The organism is Nocardia sp. (assembly GCF_025465275.1).
Classification (GTDB): Bacteria; Actinomycetota; Actinomycetes; order Mycobacteriales; family Mycobacteriaceae; genus Nocardia.
Genome location: NZ_JAODNK010000171.1, coordinates 34,214 through 51,459, shown reverse-complemented (window position 1 = coordinate 51,459; position 17,246 = coordinate 34,214). Strand labels below are relative to the sequence as shown.

Annotated in this window: 14 protein-coding genes; 8 read left to right on the top strand and 6 right to left on the bottom strand. The window is 67.2% G+C overall.

Annotated features, from left to right (window positions below):
* The coding region (locus tag JWN03_RS35515; RefSeq protein ID WP_297624492.1) for a hypothetical protein at nt 1–181 on the top strand (181 nt) is incomplete at its 5' end.
* Nucleotides 182–243: 62 nt separating this feature from the next.
* On the opposite strand, the gene JWN03_RS35510 is transcribed toward JWN03_RS35515, so the two are convergent.
* The gene (locus JWN03_RS35510) at nt 244–2,001 is read right to left on the bottom strand and encodes an alpha/beta hydrolase (RefSeq protein WP_297624489.1); all 1,758 of its coding nucleotides are present in this window, start codon (nt 1,999–2,001) and stop codon (nt 244–246) included.
* 68 nt (nt 2,002–2,069) lie between these two features.
* Here JWN03_RS35510 and JWN03_RS35505 point away from each other — a divergent pair, with 68 nt between their 5' ends.
* A complete protein-coding gene (locus JWN03_RS35505) occupies nt 2,070–2,435 on the top strand; it encodes an iron chaperone (RefSeq protein ID WP_297624486.1) in 366 nt (121 codons plus the stop codon).
* A 235-nt stretch (nt 2,436–2,670) separates the two neighbouring features.
* Here the strand turns inward: JWN03_RS35505 and JWN03_RS35500 are convergent, their stop codons facing one another.
* Nucleotides 2,671–4,179, bottom strand: coding sequence for an FAD-dependent oxidoreductase (locus JWN03_RS35500; RefSeq protein ID WP_297624483.1), 1,509 nt, complete (start codon nt 4,177–4,179; stop codon nt 2,671–2,673).
* 165 nt (nt 4,180–4,344) lie between these two features.
* On the opposite strand from JWN03_RS35500, the gene JWN03_RS35495 reads away from it, so the two are divergent.
* From JWN03_RS35495 to xylB, 5 genes are all read left to right on the top strand, one after another.
* Nucleotides 4,345–6,738 (top strand): PEP-utilizing enzyme, encoded by a 2,394-nt coding sequence (locus JWN03_RS35495; RefSeq protein WP_297624480.1) that lies wholly within the window; start codon nt 4,345–4,347, stop codon nt 6,736–6,738.
* Nucleotides 6,739–6,927: 189 nt separating this feature from the next.
* Nucleotides 6,928–7,878, top strand: a complete 951-nt coding sequence (locus JWN03_RS35490; RefSeq protein WP_297624478.1) for a tyrosine-protein phosphatase — start codon at nt 6,928–6,930, stop codon at nt 7,876–7,878.
* A 164-nt stretch (nt 7,879–8,042) separates the two neighbouring features.
* Nucleotides 8,043–9,068, top strand: coding sequence for a glycoside hydrolase family 172 protein (locus JWN03_RS35485; protein ID WP_297624475.1), 1,026 nt, complete (start codon nt 8,043–8,045; stop codon nt 9,066–9,068).
* A 168-nt stretch (nt 9,069–9,236) separates the two neighbouring features.
* Nucleotides 9,237–10,247: a zinc-dependent alcohol dehydrogenase family protein gene (locus tag JWN03_RS35480; protein WP_297624472.1), complete on the top strand. Its 1,011-nt coding sequence runs from the start codon at nt 9,237–9,239 to the stop codon at nt 10,245–10,247.
* Between the two features lie 16 nt (nt 10,248–10,263).
* Complete coding sequence (xylB, locus tag JWN03_RS35475) at nt 10,264–11,652, top strand: xylulokinase (protein ID WP_297624469.1); 1,389 nt, start codon at nt 10,264–10,266, stop codon at nt 11,650–11,652.
* Here xylB and JWN03_RS35470 read toward each other — a convergent pair.
* The 4 genes from JWN03_RS35470 to JWN03_RS35455 form a co-directional block, all read right to left on the bottom strand.
* The gene (locus JWN03_RS35470) at nt 11,643–11,813 is read right to left on the bottom strand and encodes a hypothetical protein (RefSeq protein WP_297624466.1); all 171 of its coding nucleotides are present in this window, start codon (nt 11,811–11,813) and stop codon (nt 11,643–11,645) included. The two genes, xylB and JWN03_RS35470, sit on opposite strands and share 10 nt — an antisense overlap.
* 220 nt (nt 11,814–12,033) lie before the next feature.
* Entirely contained in the window at nt 12,034–13,515 is a 1,482-nt protein-coding gene (locus JWN03_RS35465; RefSeq protein WP_297624463.1) for an FGGY-family carbohydrate kinase, read from the bottom strand.
* A 1-nt stretch (nt 13,516) separates the two neighbouring features.
* Entirely contained in the window at nt 13,517–14,935 is a 1,419-nt protein-coding gene (locus JWN03_RS35460; RefSeq protein WP_297624461.1) for an L-fucose/L-arabinose isomerase family protein, read from the bottom strand.
* 90 nt (nt 14,936–15,025) lie between these two features.
* Nucleotides 15,026–15,868 carry a glycosyl hydrolase family 32 gene (locus tag JWN03_RS35455; RefSeq protein ID WP_297624458.1) on the bottom strand — a complete coding sequence of 281 codons (843 nt, stop codon included), beginning with the start codon at nt 15,866–15,868 and terminating at the stop codon, nt 15,026–15,028.
* A 119-nt stretch (nt 15,869–15,987) separates the two neighbouring features.
* On the opposite strand from JWN03_RS35455, the gene JWN03_RS35450 reads away from it, so the two are divergent.
* Nucleotides 15,988–17,079: a winged helix DNA-binding domain-containing protein gene (locus tag JWN03_RS35450; RefSeq protein ID WP_297624456.1), complete on the top strand. Its 1,092-nt coding sequence runs from the start codon at nt 15,988–15,990 to the stop codon at nt 17,077–17,079.
* Nucleotides 17,080–17,246: the final 167 nt, after the last annotated feature.

The window sequence follows — 17,246 nt, the reverse complement described above, 5'->3', positions numbered from 1 at the left end:
GCTGCTCTTCGGCCTGCACCGCCCGTTCCCGGATCGCGGGCAGCAGATCCCGAACCTGATCGAGCACCTTGTTCGTCATGCGGGTGTTTCCTCCTCGTGCAGTGGTTCCTGCACCCGACGCTATGGCCCAGAGCACCCGGCGGCCGGAAAAGTCCCGATCAACGGAATCTCATCCCGGTGAAGGGACAGACGCCGCCCCCGCTGCCGAGCAGCGGGGGCGGCTGGTGGAGTGGGTACGAAGGACTATTTGTGCGCGTACTCCCAGTCGATGTCTTGGTCGAGGGCCTGGCGGATGCGGCCGGTGAGGTCGGGATTCCAGTCTGCAGGCTGGGATACCGCCACCCAGCCGTCGAGGACGAGCGTGCCGTAGCGGTGGCCGTGACCGGAGGGGACCTTCTGGGCGTGCGCCATATCGGCGCTCACCTGCCAGAAGGTGACGATCGGCCACCAGCGGATGGATTTGGAGACGTCGGAGCCGCGCGGTTCCTTCAGCCAGTCCGGCTGGCTGAACAGCAGATCCGGCGACCACCAGACAATGGGGTCGGAAGCATGCTGGAGATAGACGACGCGGGGCGAAATCCACTGCCGGTCCGGACGATTCAGATTCTCGGCGTCGGCGGCGAAGCGGACGATGAGACCGTCGGCGTAGATCGGCAGGATTTCGGGCGTGCCCGGATCACGGCGCTCGGTGAGCTGGCTCCAGAGCCGATTCGAGTTCGGCGGCCCGACCCACAGCACCCCGTCGACCAGGGTGCGAATGTCATCGAGCCCGGTGAAGGCCGCCTCCGATCCCTGCGAACCGAGGCTCTCCCCGTACACCAGCAGTTTCGGCCGGTGATCCGGCGGCAACGTGGCCCAGCGCTCGTGCACCGCGTGCACCAGCAACCGCCCGGCATCGGCCGCCTTCTGCTTGTCCGACAGGAACGACAGCACGCTCGGCAGATACGAGTACTGCGTGGCGGCAATGGCGGAGTTGCCGCCGTACATGTACTCGATGGCCGCCGCCGTGGTCGAGTCCACCCAGCCGGTGCCGGTCGTGGTCACCACCACCACGACCTGACGCTCCCAGGCGTGCGTGCGATCGAGCTCGCGCACCACGAGATTCGCGACATCCTCCGCCGTCGGCGCGGATTCCAATCCGGCATAAGCGCGAATCGGTTCGCGCGCAGGCTTTCCCGTCACCTGTGCGATCCGCTCGGCGGTGGGCACATAGGAGACGAACCAGCGCCCTTCCGATCCCAGCGTCTTCCAGGGAGCCAATGACTGTGGGCTGCCGGATCGTTCGGGCAGGGTCGGCTGGATCGCCGCCGCGGAGGTATTGCCATTGCGCACGCTGAATGCCGAATTCGCCACGGAGAAGAAGGCTTTCGCCAGCACGCCCTGGAAAAGCAGGACGGCCAGCACCAACACCAGCACGAAGGCGCCAGGCGCGGCAATGGCCCGGGGAATCCGCCAGTCGATATTGAGCACCCGAATAACCCACCGCACCAACCACCGCACCCCGCGATACGCCCCGATCACCAGCGCCACGGTCGCCGCCGCCAGCACCTCGGTCCGCAAATAGCTGGACGTGGTCGTCGGCTGCATCCCCATCAGCACTTCCAGATCCCGCTGCCAGCGAGCCGACCGCGCCAGAATGGCCGCCGCCCCGATCGCAGCGCCCGCCATGATCACCAACTTGGTGATCTCACGAGTCCTGCCCGAGGGCTGCCACAGCGCTGCCCATTTGTTCACCGACTCCGGCAGCCGAGGCCGCACCCACCGACTGAATATCCACTCCAGCACGCACCCCACCCCGTACCCGATCACCGCGCTGATCCCGCTCACCAGCCCCTGAAAAATCCACTCCCGAGGCAGCAGCGACGGCGACACCGACCAAGCGAAAAAGATCGCCCCCACCACCACCCCCGCATAGTTCGGCCGCACCGCCCGATCAGCAGCCCGCAGCACCCCCGCAACCCGCGCCCCGAACGATCTCCCCCGCTGTGGCTCAGCCGTCATCCCCAGAGTGTCACCCACAGTTAGCTGTCCCATCCTCCAGCGACACGCACCGCCGATAGGCTCACCCCGTGGTCCGAAGCGAAGCAGCAGACGTAGACGCCTACCTGGCCGCCCTCCCCGAGAACCGCGCACCCACCCTCACCAGGTTGCGAGAAATGTGCCGCACCGAACTAGAGGGCTTCACCGAGCTGATGGCGTACGGCATGCCCAGCTACGCCCGCACCAACGAAGTCGAATTCGCCTTCGCCAGCCAGCAGCAATACATCTCGATCTACCTCCTGCGCACGGATGTCCGCGAAACCTTCACCGAGGCCCTCTCCACCCACAACATGGGCAAAGGCTGCCTCCGCTTCCGCACCCCCGCCGACATCGACTTCGCCCTGATCCGAAACCTCCTCTCCGCCAACGCCACCACTCCCGGCCAGATCTGCTGACCCCCCGTTTCACCCGGCCCTACCCAACCAAACAGCCCGCCTCCAATCAGCACAGGGTCTGTAGAGGCTGCGCGGTCTAAAGGCGAGCTGTGTGGTGAGGAGCTGTAGGTCGACAGAGGCAGCCACTTCCGCCACGGAGTGGCCGAACGCCCTTCTTGCGATGGCACAGCTCGTGTCCAAGCCGCACAGCCTTGACAGGCGCTGTGCCGATGGGCGGCGGGCTGTGAGGTGTGGGTTATTCGGTTCGGGCGGCGGAGGTGCCGGCTCGGCGGCCGAAGAAGGTGCCGTCGCCCAGGGAGGTGCCGGAGATGTAGCCGATGCCGTGGAGGCCGTTGGTGGCTCGGCCTGCGGCGAAGAGGCCGGGGATGCGGGTGCCGTCGAGGTCGAGGACGTGACCGTCGAGGTCGGTGTGCAGCCCTCCGAGCGTGAAGACCGACGCGCCGGTGCCACGCCGGTCCCCTGCTTCAGCCGGTGGCCGGATGCCTGCCTTCACGTCGATGGCAGCCAACGGCGAGGACAGGGGGCGGACCCAGCGGGGGGCCTTGTGGAGGTCGAGATCGGCTCCGGCGGCGGCGAATTCGTTGTAGCGGCCGAGGGTATCGACCAGTGAGCCGGTGGGCAGGCCGGTGAGTTGTTCGAGCTCTTCGGCAGTTTCCGCGACATGGGTGGGCTGGACGCCCCAGCGCTGGGGTTCGGGGACGTCTTCGAAACCTTGCTCGTCGACGATGACCCACATGGCGGTGTCATAACCCGCCCAGCTGCCGCCCATGTTCTGGCGGTACAGCGCAGCCTGGCCGATGCGGCCGGGGTAGGTGTCCTCGTTCATGAACCGCTGGCCACGGGCATTCACGACCATGCCGCGGGCGGCCAGACCGGGGATGAGCGATATGCCGACCTGACCGGAGGACATGTGCCGGACCGCCGCGCCGAGCGCCTGCGCCATGCGGATGCCACTGCCGTCATCGGTGCCCGCACTGACCTTGGTGTGGCCGAGCAGCTCGGGGGCGTGCGCGGCGAGCATGGCGTCATTGTCGACAAATCCGCCGGTGCTGAGCACCACGCCGCGACGGGCACGGATGGTGATCTCCTTACCGTATTGGCGGGCAACAACTCCCACCACCGCATTGTCGTCCGAGACGATCAGCGCGGTGACGTACACATCGAATATTGCTGTGGCACCGGCGGATTCGGCCGCATCCGACAGGCATTCCATCAGCAGCTTGCCGCCGAAGTCATTGGCCGTCGGCCGGTGGCCGCGCGGGGCGGGCTTGGCCAATTCGGTGAAGGGCCAGCTGTTCTCGCCCAGCCACATCAAACCGTCGTCGGTGGGCGGCACCCAGGTCGGCGCATCCCACATGGTCGGCTTGAACGGCACACCGCGATCGACCAGCCAGTGGAAGTGCTCCACGCTGCCCGCGCTGTACTCCTCGATCTTGGCCACGTCCGCGCCCGCACCCATGGCCGCCTTCAGGAAGGCCGCCATGTCCTCGGGGGTGTCGTCGAAGCCGCAGGCCACCTGAACGGGCGTGCCGCCGCCGAGATAGATCTCGCCGCCGGACATGGCCGAGGCGCCGCCGGGCCCGCCGGAGCGGTCCAGCACCAGGACCCGAGCCCCGGTGTGAGCAGCCTCGAAGGCGGCTGCGGCGCCGGCCGCGCCGTAACCGACGATCACCACATCGGTATCGATGTCGTAGTGGCTCACCTCGCCGGCCGCCCTTGGCGTCACCGAATTCCGCGCTGTCATGCCTGCACGGTGCCCGCTGGCACCGGCCAGGTATAGCGCCCCATCTTGCTCACCGACTCTCCGATCCCGTTGACCGGGACTGTGACCGGTCCCCCGGCAGTGCACTGGGGATGGTGTGTGAACGGCGTCACTGTGGTTGGGGGCGCCTTTCAAGGAGGAGAGTCAATGCGGATTCTGGTCACCGGAGTCACCGAGCCGAGCGGACGTTCCGTGGCGCGCATGCTGCTGGCGGCCGGGCACGAGGTCGTCGGCCTGGACCGGCGACGTTATCGGCTGGTCGACCCGCGCGTTGTGGTCACCGTCGGCGATCTGTCCGATGCGCAGGTCTGCGCCCGGGCCGTCGCGGGCGTGGATGTCGTGCTGCATCTGGCCGGCCGCGCGATCGCCGGAATCGTGTCGGCGGCTCGTGAAGCCGGCGCGCGACTGGTGGTTCCCGTTGCGGCAGGCGCGGATTCGACGACGGAACGCATTGTGTCGAGCAGTGGCGTCGATGCGCTCATCGTGCGCACCGCGCTGGTCGCCGGCCGCCGCATCGACGGCAGCAGCTGGCGCACACTGGAGAATCTGGCCGGTGCGCGCGGCAATGCCGCCCTCCAGGTGCTGCACTACGACGATCTGGAGCGCTTCCTGGTGCTGGCCGCGCTCTCGCAGCGCAGCGGCGCCGTGGGCCTGGCCGCTCCCGGTGAGATCTCCGGCGACGATATGCGCCGTGCGTTGAAGGACGCGGGCATCAAATACGCTGCGTGGCTGCCCCGTTCGTCCTCGGGCCACGCCCAGGTGGACACCACGGCCGCTCGCGACGAGTGGGGTTTCCGCTACGGCTGGACCGCCCGCGAAACCGTCGCCGATGTGGTGCGCGGTCTGCACGGCCGCAAGGCCGACGGTTCGGGTCTGCGCGCCCGCAACGGCGCGATCCCGCTGCCCTCCCATGTGGTGCCGCAGAATGCGCCCACCTCTGACGGGTACACGCTGAAAGCATCTGCGCCCGAAGGACTCCAGGGTGAGTTCGACGATCTGCTCGACGATCGCATTCCGGTGTTCACCGCCACCAATACCTCCGAGGCGCTGCCCGGCCCGCTCACCCCGCTGACCATCGATCTGCAGGCGGGTGCGATCCGGCTCGGCAACGAGGCCATGGGCCATATGATCGCCATCGAGGGAATCGCGTTGGAGCACTGGGTCTCCCGCGTCACCGGCGTCATGGGCCATCACATGTACATCAATGCGTCCATCGGCGTGTTCTCCGCCGAGAACATGCCCGGCTGGGACGAGGAGAGCGTGCGCCGCGACGTCTACGGCGCCATCGGCGATGTGGAACTGCATCCCAAGGGCCGACCGTCCATGTCGACCGGCTTCGCCGCCCGCCTGGGCACCTTCAAGGCGCTGGGCCGCGTGGGCGCCACCGCCCTGAGCTACCGCAAGACCGCCGAGCTGATCAATGCCGCCTCGCACGCGGAAGCCCTTACCCGCGACCAGATTTCCGAACTCACCGATGAGCAGCTGCACGCCCGTGCACTGCTGTGGCGTGATCGCCTGAACCAGGCGTGGCAGGCCGCCTCCATTGGCGTCATGATGACAGGCGCGGCCACCGCGGCACACAAGGGTGAGGTGAAGATCGACCTGAACCGGCTCGAGTCGGCCAAGACCATGCTGGCCGTCGAGCGGCTGGCGGCGCTGTGCCGCAAGGACTCCGGGCTGCAGACCATCGCCAAGAGCGGTGATGTGGCCGCCGCGCGGGAGAAGTCGCCGGAATTCGCCAAGGCCCTCGCCGAGGAGCTGGGCAAGATCGGCCACCGCGGACCGGGTGAGTGCGAGCTCATCAACGCCACCTTCGGCGACCGCCCCGAACTGCTGGTGACCGCCGGCGGCCGCGCCGCCGAAATGCCCGCGCCGCACCGGGAACCGGTGGCCGAGCCGAGCAGCCGCACCGCCAAGATGGCGGTCGGCGCGACCGTCTACCGCGAGCGCTCTCGCGATGCCGTGGTGCGGGTCACCAACTGCCTGCGCATGGCCACCCAGGAGCGGGCCGCCCGCCTGGTCAAGGTCGGCAAGCTCACCGAGATCGAGGATTCGGCCTTCCTCACCCTCGACGAAATCCTCTGGGCGCCTGCCGATCTGCAGGAGCGCGTGGCCCGCCGCCGCGCCGAGCGCACCCGCTACCAGGGCGTCCGCATGCCCGATGTGATCAATGGCGACTGGGAGCCGGAGGAGATCTCCGGCGCGCTGCCGGTCGGCGGCGTCCTCACCGGCCTCGGCGTCAGCCCCGGTGTGGTCGAGGGCATCGTCAAGCGGGTGCTGTCGATCGACGACGATATCGAGCCCGGCGACATCCTGGTCGCCGCGGTCACCGATACCGGCCACACCGCCATGTTCGGTTATGCGGGCGCGGTGGTCACCGATATCGGCGGCGCCGCTTCCCATGCCGCCATTGTGGCGCGCGAGTTCGGCGTCCCCTGCGTGGTGGATACCAAGACCGCCAGCACCAGCCTCGCCGACGGACAGCGCGTCCGGGTCGACGGCGCGGCGGGCACCATCACGCTGCTGTCCGACGCCGAGTAGCACCGCACCACAACGCACTTCGCGCGAGATGCCCGCCATAACCCGCGGGTCATCGTGCGGGATGCGCCCGGCAACCGCTGGGGCGTATCCCGAAGGTCGTGCGGCCGAGGACATCTCGTCGGCCGCACGGCTGCTGAAGCCCGGGCCGGGAACCCACTGTTCGGCTCGTGATTGAAAGGAATACCTGTAGTGACGATTTCGCGCGCAGTACGCGGCACCCTACTGACCGGTGTAACCGCCGCGCTCATCGCCGTACTTCCGGCCGCTGGGATCACCCCCGCGCTCGCCGCCCCGAATATCTCGATCCTGCACCAGGCTCCGATCGGCGCGGACTTCAAGCTCGCCGGTGCACCGAATGCCCGTGATATCGGCGGGGTTTCGGCACAGAACGGGACCATCAAGTCCGGTCTGGTGTACCGCACCGACGCACTCAACAATCTGACCGATGCCGATCAGCAGACGCTGACCGCCGCGGGCGTCACCGAGGTCATCGACTTCCGCAGCCCCACCGAGCGGGCGGCCAGCCCGGACAAGGTGCCGGCCTCGATCAAGACCGTGCAGCTGCCGATCTACGACCCGAGCAATGATTTCTACGTGTTCTTCGGCAAGCTCGTGCAGAGCGGCCCGGCCGCGCAGCAGGCGGCGCTGGGCGACGGCAAGGGCGCGCAGTACATGCGCGACTACTACTCCTGGGTTGTCAACGATCCGACCTCGCAGGGGCAGTTCGGCGCGGCGCTGAAGGAGATCGCCAACTCCTCCGGCGCGGTGCTGTACCACTGCACCGCGGGCAAGGATCGCACCGGCATGATGACCGCGTTCCTGATGACCATCCTCGGCACTCCGCAGAGCCAGATCAATGCAAACTACCTGGCGTCCAACGATCGTCTGGCGGCCAGCAACAAGGCCACCCTCGATGCGCTGGTAGCCCGGGGCCTGGTGACCGATCCGTCACTGTTCGGTCCGGTGCTGGGTGTGCAGCAGGACTACCTGGACGCGGCCTTCGCCGCGGCCACGGCGGCCTCCGGCTCGGTGTCGAACTACATCACGCAGAAGCTGGGCATCGATGCCGGCACCTACAAGGCGCTGCAGGACAAGCTGATCAAGACCGGTGGCATCTCCACCGGATCGTTCGGCAGCTAGCACTGACAGTCTGAAGTAACTCGCTCTGAAATGCCGGCGCCCCGTGTGGGATGGCGCCGGCATTTCGTGTTCCCGACCAGCACTGCGCATTCCATGACAAGCACTGCGCAGTTCCGGTTGCGGCATGTCGGGGACACGCCGGGCGACACCGTGCGAAAATTCCCATGGTGCAGGAGATCTGGCATCTCGACGGGCGGCGCACCCGCTCGATCAGTCCGGAGAACCCCACCGGCGAGCCCGGCGCGGGCGGGCGGGCCATCGCCGGGACCGGGGCGTTCGCAGCCGCGGGGCTCGGTCGCGGCTGGAAGGTATCGCCGTCGATCGATCTGGAACCCGGCCAGACGATCACCCTCGCCGATATCGCCGGGCCTGGCGTAATCCGGCATTTCTGGCTCACCACCGATCGCAGTCTGCTGCAGCACTTCACCCTGCAGATGTACTGGGACGGCGCGCTCGAACCCGCCGTCGCGGTGCCGCTGGGCGACTTCTTCTGCAATGGCTGGGAGCAACTGGCGCTGGTCAATTCACAGATGGTGGTGGTCGCCCCGGCGGGCGGGCTGAACAGCTACTGGCCCATGCCGTTCGGTATGCATGCGCTCATCACCCTGCACAATGGCGCCGAACGCGCCGCACCCGTCTACTACCAGATCACCTATATGGAAGAGGATGTGCCGGAAGCATCCGGATATCTGCATGCCTGCTGGCGCTGCAGTGATCCACTCGGCTCCCCTGCCGTACATCCACTCGTCGAAGTAGTCGGCGGTCCGGGCCGCTATGTGGGCACGTATTTGGCGATCGAACCGCGCGCACCCGGCTGGTGGGGTGAGGGCGAGCTCAAGTTCTATCTGGACGATGACACCGAATTCCCGACCATCTGCGGCACCGGGACCGAGGACTATTTCGGCGGCGCCTGGAATTTCGATCTGGGCGGCGCGCAACTGCCCTACTCGACGCCTTATCTGGGGCTGGTGCAGGTGCAACCGCGCGAACGCATCTACGAACCACAGCAGCGATTCGGCATGTACCGCTGGCACATTCCGGATCCGATCTGTTTCGACCACAGTCTGAGCGCGACCATCCAGGCGCTCGGCTGGCGCGAGGACGGGCACTACCTTCCGCTGGAACACGCGCATGTCGCGACTACCGCGTTTTGGTATCAATCACACCCCGCGCACACCCCTCTCCCCTAATGCGGTCGAAGTCCAGAAGTAGTTGCCGGCCCGTCATTCCGGCATGCTTTTGGCCGGAATCCACTGGTGGTTGTAGATCCCGGCCGAGAACACGCCGGGATGACGACATTGTGATTTCTATTGGGTAAAACGCACTTGGTGAACCGCGTTCGGGTGCATGGTATTTGTATGCGCGCGCTGGTTGTCGAGAAGCCTGGACAGTTCTCGGTCGATACGGTGCCGGATCCCACGCCGGGGGCGGGGGAAGCGGTGGTGCGGGTCGACGCGGTCGGAATTTGTGGCACGGATATCCATATCGTCGAGGGTGAATTCCCGCCCACGCCCTATCCGATCATCCCGGGACACGAATTCGCCGGGGAGATCGTGGCTCTCGGCGCGGATGCCGCCGGAGTGCGGGTGGGTGATCGGGTCGCCGTCGATCCCTCACTGTTCTGCGGCCGCTGTCATTACTGCGCGATCGGGCGCGGAAATCTCTGTGAGAACTGGGGCGCCATCGGCGATACCGTCGACGGCGCCATGGCCGAGTTCGTGAAAGTGCCCGCCGCCAACTGTTATCGGCTACCCGGGCATCTCTCGGCGGTGCACGGTGCACTGGTGGAACCGCTCTCGTGCGCCGTCCACGGATTCGATGTGCTGCCACGGCAACTCGGCGCGCACTATCTGATCTACGGTGCGGGCACCATGGGGCTGCTCATGCTGCAATTGGCCAGCGCGGCCGGCGCTGCCTCGGTATCGGTGGTGGACACCAATCCCGATCGACTGGCGGTCGCGCGCAGGCTCGGCGCGGACGCGGCCACCACCGCCGCCGACGATATGGATCGGCCGGAGGGCTGGGAGATCGTCATCGATTGCAGTGGAACGATTCCCGCCATCGAGGACGGGCTGTCGCGAGTTCGGCGCGGCGGCACCTATCAGCAATTCGGTGTCGCCCCCGCGCAGGCGCGGGCCGCCATCTCACCATTCCGCATCTACAACGACGAGATCACCATTGTCGGTTCGATGGCGGTCCTGCACAGTTTCGGGCGAGCCGTGGATCTGATGGGTGAAGGCGTCATCGATGCCGACACCATGATCACCCACGATTTCGCGCTCGGCGAATTCGGTGATGCCCTCCGCACTTTCCGCGCGGGCACCGGCCGCAAAATCCAGCTGCGTCCCGGACGGGTAGCGGCACGCTAGAGACGGGTAGGGGCCAATGACGGTCGTTGCCGGAGTGGACTCTTCGACTCAATCCTGCAAGTTGGTGGTGTGCGACGCCGATACCGGAACGGTATTGCGGCAGCGTCAGATACCGCACCCCGACGGCACGGAGGTCGCGCCCTCGATCTGGTGGGACGCACTGAGACAGGCCTGCGATCGGATGATGCGGGATGTCGAGGCCATTGCCGTCGCGGGACAGCAGCACGGGCTGGTGGCGCTCGATGCCGACGGGCAGCCGGTGCGAGACGCCTTGATGTGGAACGACACTCGCTCGGCGGAGGCGGCGACCCAACTGGTCGCCGAACTCGGCGGACCGCAGGCGTGGGCCGATGCCGTCGGCAGCGTGCCGCTCGCGGCGCACACCGTCGCCAAACTGCGCTGGTTCGCCGATCACGAACCACAGCTCGCCGACCGCACCGTGCGGGTGCTGCTGCCGCACGACTACCTCACCTGGCAGCTGCGCGGCGGCGATCCGCACGACGAGACCACCACCGACCGTGGCGATGCCTCGGGCACCGGATACTGGTCGCCCACCTCCGGGCACTATCGCACCGATCTGCTATCGATGGCCTTCCGCGGCCGCACCCCGGCACTGCCGCGGGTGCTCGATCCGGCGGAGGTGGCGGGGCGCACTCCGGGCGGGCGGTTGGTGGCGGCCGGAACCGGTGACAATGCCGCGGCCGCACTCGGTTTGGGAATCACGGACGGTGATGTGGTGGTGTCGCTGGGCACCAGCGGGACGGTCTTCACCCGCTCCGGGCATCCCAGCGCCGATGCTTCCGGGGCGGTCAATGGTTTCGCCGATGCCACGGGGGCGTTCCTGCCCCTGGTGTGCACGCTGAACGCCTCGCGGGTACTGGATGCCACCGCGAATCTGCTCGGCACCGATCTGTCCGGGCTGGAGGTGCTGGCCGCGCAATCACCGCCGGGCGCCGACGGATTGACGCTGCTGCCCTACCTCGCCGGTGAGCGCACGCCGAATCTGCCGCATGCCACCGGAAGTCTGCACGGCCTGCGCCCGGAGACCATGCGACCGCATCATCTGGCGCGGGCGGCGATCGAGGGAATGCTCTGCAATATCGCCGAGGCCTTCGACCGCTTGCCGACCACACCGAACCGGATTCTGCTCATCGGCGGGGCGGCGCGGTCACGGCTGATCGCGCATGCGGCGGCGACCATCTTCGGACAGACTGTCTCGGTGCCGAATCCGAGCGAGTACGTGGCGCTCGGCGCGGCACGGCAGGCCGCCTGGGCGCTGCGGGGCGGGCCGCGACCGCCGCGCTGGCCGACGCTGGCGCCGACGGAGTTCCACCCCGTCGCGCCCGGAGTCGGCATGGCGATTCGCGAGCGCTATGCCCGCATTCGTGACACCTACTACCCGTAGACGACCTTGTCGTCGGACAGGAAGCCCTCCCAGGCACGATGGCGCTCCAAATAGGTGCGCAGCGCATCCCGGGTGATCTCCTGCTTCGATCGCCCCTCCAGTACCGCCTGCGCGCACAGCGCAGCCTCTTCGTGCTCGCTGAGCCGCAACGTCCATGCCACGCGAAAGTCATACCACCTGGAGTCCCTGTTGTCCTAGGTTCCGCGATTGCCGGGCAACCGTCACATACCCGCCGGTAGGGCTCGCCGCCCCGTCATTCCGGCGCGCTTTTGGCCGGAATCCACCGGACCCGTTGCGGCGCTGACTGTGTGGATCCCGGCCAAAAGCATGCCGGGATGACGGGCGGGTAGCGGTCCGTCGTGGGTGACGGTCCGGCAGGGGTCAGTCGTGGGTGGCGGCGCGGTGTTGTTCGGCGGCCAGGAAGTGGGCTGTGGTGCGGGTGGATTCGTAGAGGGAGCGGTAGTGGCGGTAGTAGGGGGTGTAGTGGACGGTGCGGGAGGGGTTGGGGTCAATGGTGGTGGTGATGGGGTTCCAGGCGGAGGTGTCCAGGCCGATGGCTTCCGCCGCCAGCAGGGCGTCGCCCAGGGCCGCGCCGATGGTGTCGGCGGGGAGTTGCTGTGGGAGGCCGGTGATATCGGAGACGATCTGGGTCCAGAGGCCGCCCTTGGTGCCGCCGCCCACCGCGATCAGGCGACGGGCGTCGCCGCCCGCGGACGCCATGACCTCGAGATTGTGGCGGACGCCGTAGCCGATGCCCTCCAGGACCGCACGGTAGATATCGGCACGCTGGTGGGTGAGGGTCAGTCCGGCGATGATGCCGCGGGCATCGGGATCGAAGAGGGGCGTGCGTTCACCCGCGAAGTAGGGCAGCACCAGTAGGCCGCGGCTGCCCGGCGGGACGTCGGCGGCCTCGTCGAGTAGGTCGCCGAAGTCACTCCCGGTGAGGGCGCGCAGCCAGTCGGTGATTGCGCCGGAGGTGGCCATGCCGGCGGCGGATGTGTATGTGCCGGGCCAGGTTCCGCACGTGGTCCAGAAGCCGGGATGCGGATGCGGGTGTGTGAGCACCTGGGTGAGGAACAGGGTGGTGCCGTACATGATCATGATGTCGCCTGGGTCGCGGACGCCGACACCGGCGGCCTCGGCCCAGGCGTCGATGGTGCCGGTCGTGACGGGCAGCCCTACCGGAAGTCCGGTCGCCGCTGCGGCTTCGGGCGTCACGTGGCCGACTATCTCTGTGGGCCAGGCCAATTCGGGTAGAGGTAGGCCGGGCGCCACCGAATCGGCCCAGTCGGTGGCCCAGGTCTGCGACATGAGGTCGTACATGGGTACGCACTGGCTGGCGGACTGATGGTCGAGCACATAGCGGCCGGTGAGGCGGTGGACCAGAAATGAGCTGGCCATCAACAGCATTCGGGTTTCTTTCCAGACCTGCGGCTCGTGCCGGGCCAGCCAGCGTAGTTTCGGGCCGACAGCTTGACTGGTGAGCGGGGACCCCGACCGCTCCAGCACGGTGTCCGCACCCAATTCGGCGGTCAGTTCCTCGATTTCGATAACGGCGCGGGTATCGACGCCATACAGGATGGCGGGCCGCAGCGGCCTGCCCTCGGCATCGGCGGGCAGCAGGCAGGGCCCGATCCCGCTCACCGCGAGCGCCTCGAGGGGTGCGCCGTCGGCGGCGGCCACCAGCTCCCGCGCGATGCCGACGAAGTCCGCCCACCACACCGTCTCCGCATCGTGCTCCACCCAACCGGGACGTGGAGTCGAGACCCGGTGTGGTCGTTCGGCTCTCATATCCACCATGCCGCGGTGATCGACCAGCACACCCTTGGATCCGGAGGTTCCGATATCGATGCCGAGCAGCATGTCAGCTCGCCCGGCTGAATTCGTCGAGGGTGACGCCGAGTAGCTCGCAGGCGGCCCGCACCTCGGGTCTGCGGTCACCGGGAACGGCGTGAATGTGGTTGGCGCCGAAGCGGGACAGGAAATCCGGGGCCTCGGCATCCAGGCGGGCGAAGGCATGCGGCCATTCCCGGGTGGACTGTTTCATCAGCGCCTCATTGGTCGCATCGTCGTAGGTCTCGAAATCACCGAGCATCAACTGCATTCGGTACGCACCGTTCTTACGGGTGAGCCGGGCGAAGGTCATCTGCCCGGGCGCGGCCAGATGATGCACCGACGCACCACCGGCGGGGAAGAAGAACACCTCCGGGTAGAGGTGCACACGAGCCAGGTTCTCGGCGGGATCGTCGCTGCGGGCCGCGAACCAGGTGGCGTGCTGCCCGGAATTGCACAGATCCCAGATATCACGGTCGGCGTGATAGTGCCGGACATCCGCGAAAAGTACTGGGGTACCGGAGATCTGCTTGAGCAGCTGCATGGTGAGCGCGCCGTCCATATCCGCCTCGGTGGCGCATACATGCGGCTGTTTCGGGCCGTTCCAGTCGTACGGGTCGTTGAGAAAGGCCTCGGTGATATCCATGGTCGCGAAATGCTGGGTCAGTTCCGGCTGGCCCTTGATGCCGGAGAAGTCCAGATGCCACTCCGCGATCAGATCCCGCATGGCCAGGTAGGAGCAGATCTGCCGCTCCAGCAGTTCCGGCGTCAGCTTGCGGCCGTCGTAGTGCACCCCGGCGGTATTGCGCTCCAGCCATTCTCGGGCGCCCTTGGCCTCCCCCGCATCGGCGAGCTCGGCCCGCCGGACGATCTCCCACTGATCGATCTCCTCCACATCGATCCCGAAGGTTCGCTGCCACTGGTCGGTATTGGCCACCGCGGTATTCATACCCATCGGCCGGCCGCCGATCCGCCCGAAGGTGCTGCCCCGCAGACTTCCCACCGCGGCAGCGGCCCGCGCCCGCACCCCGATGGCCTCGATCAGCTCCCGGTCGCCCGGATCTCCCCACAGCCGTCCGTGTTCCCGGCCGATCTGGTCGAGTGCACCGCCCGCCGCCAGCATGCCCACCATTCCGGGCTGCACCGGATCGATATTCGACAGCAGCAGTATCGGACTCGTCAGCTGTCCCGCCGCCAGCATGGTGAAGTGCGGGAAGGCCCACACCGCGTAGTGCAGCACCGTGAGATCCACCCCTGCGGCCTGCACGCGCCGCGCCACCGCGACGGCCTGCTGATTGCCGGCGACCGGTTCACGCCCGCGCACCACCGTGTGACCGGCCGCGGTCAATTCGGCGACAAGCCGATCTTCCACTGTACGAATGAATCCGACGATTCCCCCGTGCACGTAGTCACGGCCATCGGAAATACTGATAACGCCGATCCGGGCCATTGCCTTGCCTCCCGACAGTGGGTGGACTCTCGACTCGTACTCCAGAATCCCAGTTCGACGGGCCGGGCACGCCCGAATGAGGAAGATCGGCTAGCTCGGGAAGTGCAAGGGAGCCAGCCGGACTCCGCCCTGCCCCCAGCCGGCGGCGGTGATCCAGAACGAATCCCCGTCCGCCACCACCTCGGCGGCATGCGCGGCGATATGGCCGAGGCGGTCTCGGGGCTGGAAGTGAAACGGGTCGGTACTGCGAAAGATCTCGGTGCCGACATACTCCGGACGCGGGCCGATGAACAGATACCAGTAGCCGCCGTGCGGCACGACGAACGGCGATTCCGTATTGCCCGCCTCGGTTCCGGCGGTCGGATCGGTATAGGCGATGCGGCGCCGGCCCCACTCCACCAGATCCGTACTCGTCCGATAGGCGACCACGTGATTACCGCCCGCACGAGTGCTGGTGGCGCAGTAGTACATAACCCACCAGTCCCCGATGCGCAGCACCATCGGATCACGCGCGTCATACCCGTCCCGGAAGAGGGGACCACCGGGATGCCTGGTCCACTGGAACAGATCGGCAGAGGTGGCCAGATTCATCCCGGTAGCCGTCCGATCCGCCCCTCCCCCGTCATAGAACATGCAGTACCGCGCCCCGTCCCACACCACGAACGGCGCCCACAGATGCGTCTCCCCATATTCCCGATCCACCGTCAACGCCGGCGACTCCTGCACCCAGGGCCCACCCAATTCCCCCGCGGTGGCATGCGCGAACACCGTCTCATCGAACGGATCCGCAGGCTCCCGATGCGTGATCCCGAACAGATGCCACCGCCCGTCCTGCGCCCGAATCACCGTGTGGTCGTTGACATACCACCGCCCACCCTCCCCCCGCGGCTCGAACACCCGCCGAAACGCCCCCACCCCGACCAACCCACTCATCCCCCGAGTGTGCGCGGTCAGCGCCGCGCAAACAGCGATTCGAGCTGCATACCGAGCGGATCGGAGATGCTGCGCAAGATAGGACAGAAGCTGTCCTACTTAGGTTCGACAATGGGGTTATGACGGAAATATCGCTGCGCCAGTTGAATCGGACCCTGCTCGTGCGGCAGATGCTGGCCGAACGGGTTTCGATGCCTGCGGGTGATCTCATTCGGCATCTGATCGCGGTGCAGGGGCAGGAGCCGAACTGGCCTTATGTGGGGCTGTGGACTCGGTTGACCGATTTCCGGCACGAGGATCTCGCTGCGCTACTGCACGATCGGAGTGTGGTGCGGTCCACCATGATTCGGCGCACCGTGCATCTGGCGGACGCTGCGGACTATCGCTGGTTGTATCCGACGGTGCGGCCGGTCATCGAGGCCGCGCTGCAGGCGCCTTACTTCCAGGAGGCGATCGACGGCATCGATCGCATCGAATTCGGCACTGCCGGAAGGGAACTGCTCACCGGCCGGACACTGACCCGCATCGAGCTCGCACAGATGCTCGCGGACCGTTTCCCGAGCCCGCATCCCGGCAGGCTCGCCCAGGCGCTCGGCGTCATGCTCCCGATGGTGCACCATCCCGAGGCCGGTGTGTGGGGCGCATGGCGCAATCGCCGCGTCTCGGTCTCCCTCGCCGAGGAATGGATGGGCACACCTCTCGCGGAGTCGCCGCAGCCAGAGACCATGATCCTCCGCTACTTGGCAGCATTCGGCCCGGCCACCGTCGCCGACATCCAGGCGTGGTCCGGAACCACCCGCCTCGCCGAAGTGCTCGCACGCCTGCGCCCCCAACTGCGCGTCTACCGAGACGAATCCGGCCGAGACCTCTTCGACCTCCCCGACGCCCCCTTGGCCGACCCCGACCTGCCCGCTCCGGTCCGCCTACTCCCCGCCTTCGACAACGCCCTCCTCGGCCACCGCGACCGCACCCGCGTGATCAGCGACGAAGACCGCGCCCGCATAACCAAGATCGCCTCCGGAGGCGTCCCGATGTACCTCGTAGACGGTTTCGTCCACGGCCGATGGTCCATCAACGGCGCCACTATCCAGATCACCCCGTGGCACCCCCTCTCAGCCACCGCCGAAGCCGACATCCGCACCGAAGCCGAACGCCTGCTCACTCTGATGAAGCCCGGCGAGGACAGCAAGGTCCTCATCAACCAACCTTGACCCGACATCGCTGGATAGCGCGGTGACTGCTCGCAAGCATCGTCGCTGCGATCGGCCTACACGGTCACAAACCAGCACGGCACGACACGATTTGCCGCTTCACAGCGACTTCTGACCGTTCGGACCGGCGGGGCAGAGCTCTCCACCTGCGCTGACATCGACCGCTT

Coding starts and splice junctions, on each gene's coding strand:
- JWN03_RS35510 (WP_297624489.1), bottom strand. CDS start 2,001: ATGACGGCTGAGCCACAGCGGGGGAGATCGTTCGGGGCGCGGGTTGCG.
- JWN03_RS35500 (WP_297624483.1), bottom strand. CDS start 4,179: ATGACAGCGCGGAATTCGGTGACGCCAAGGGCGGCCGGCGAGGTGAGC.
- JWN03_RS35495 (WP_297624480.1), top strand. CDS start 4,345: ATGCGGATTCTGGTCACCGGAGTCACCGAGCCGAGCGGACGTTCCGTG.
- JWN03_RS35485 (WP_297624475.1), top strand. CDS start 8,043: ATGGTGCAGGAGATCTGGCATCTCGACGGGCGGCGCACCCGCTCGATC.
- JWN03_RS35480 (WP_297624472.1), top strand. CDS start 9,237: ATGCGCGCGCTGGTTGTCGAGAAGCCTGGACAGTTCTCGGTCGATACG.
- xylB (WP_297624469.1), top strand. CDS start 10,264: ATGACGGTCGTTGCCGGAGTGGACTCTTCGACTCAATCCTGCAAGTTG.
- JWN03_RS35465 (WP_297624463.1), bottom strand. CDS start 13,515: ATGCTGCTCGGCATCGATATCGGAACCTCCGGATCCAAGGGTGTGCTG.
- JWN03_RS35460 (WP_297624461.1), bottom strand. CDS start 14,935: ATGGCCCGGATCGGCGTTATCAGTATTTCCGATGGCCGTGACTACGTG.
- JWN03_RS35455 (WP_297624458.1), bottom strand. CDS start 15,868: ATGAGTGGGTTGGTCGGGGTGGGGGCGTTTCGGCGGGTGTTCGAGCCG.
- JWN03_RS35450 (WP_297624456.1), top strand. CDS start 15,988: ATGACGGAAATATCGCTGCGCCAGTTGAATCGGACCCTGCTCGTGCGG.